This window comes from Pedococcus sp. P1_H8 (assembly GCF_056405175.1).
Map to the genome: position 1 here is coordinate 1 of NZ_JBFUCP010000036.1, position 718 is coordinate 718.

Genomic DNA, 718 nt, shown 5'->3' on the forward strand with positions numbered 1-718 from the left:
GAGTACCACGTGCTGCCCGCGGTGTTCGACCCCGAGCAGGCGATGGCCCACGGCGCGCCCGCGCTGCACGGCTCGCACGACCCGTACGTGCGGGACCCCGTGCACAACGTCCTGCTCGAACTGCACGGGCACGTCGGCGACGTCGAAGCCGGGTTTGCCGAGGCCGACGTCGTCCACGAGGGCACCTACTCCTCCCCGCGCGTGCAGCACGCGCACCTGGAGACGCACGGGTCCATCGCGTGGATGGAGGAGGGCCGCCTGCACGTGCGGACCAGCTCCCAGTCGCCCTCGATCGCGAAGGTCAAGCTGGCCCACCTGTTCGCCCTGCGCCCCGACCAGCTGCGGGTGTTCTGCATGCGGGTCGGCGGCGGGTTCGGCGGCAAGCAGGAGGTGATCTCCGAGGACCTGGTGGCCCTCGCCGCGCTGGACACCGGGCGCCCGGTCTGCCTGGAGTTCACCAGGGAGGAGGAGTTCACGACGGCCTCGCCCCGGCACCCGATGAAGCTGACGGTCACCCTCGGCGCGAAGGCCGACGGCACCCTCACCGCGATGAAGATCCGCTGCGTCTCCAACACCGGCGCCTACGGAAACCACGGCGGCGAGACGCTGTTCGCGGGCGGGGCGGCGGTCTCCATCTACCGCTGCGCCAACAAGAAGTACGACGCGTACTCCGTGTACACGAACACCGTGCCGAGCGGCGCACTGCGCGGGTACGGCA

1 protein-coding gene is annotated in these 718 nt (G+C 70.9%); it reads left to right on the top strand.

What is annotated here, in order from left to right:
- Nucleotides 1–718: xanthine dehydrogenase family protein molybdopterin-binding subunit (locus tag AC1DYG_RS18675; protein ID WP_477641366.1), on the top strand; the 718-nt coding region annotated here is incomplete at both ends.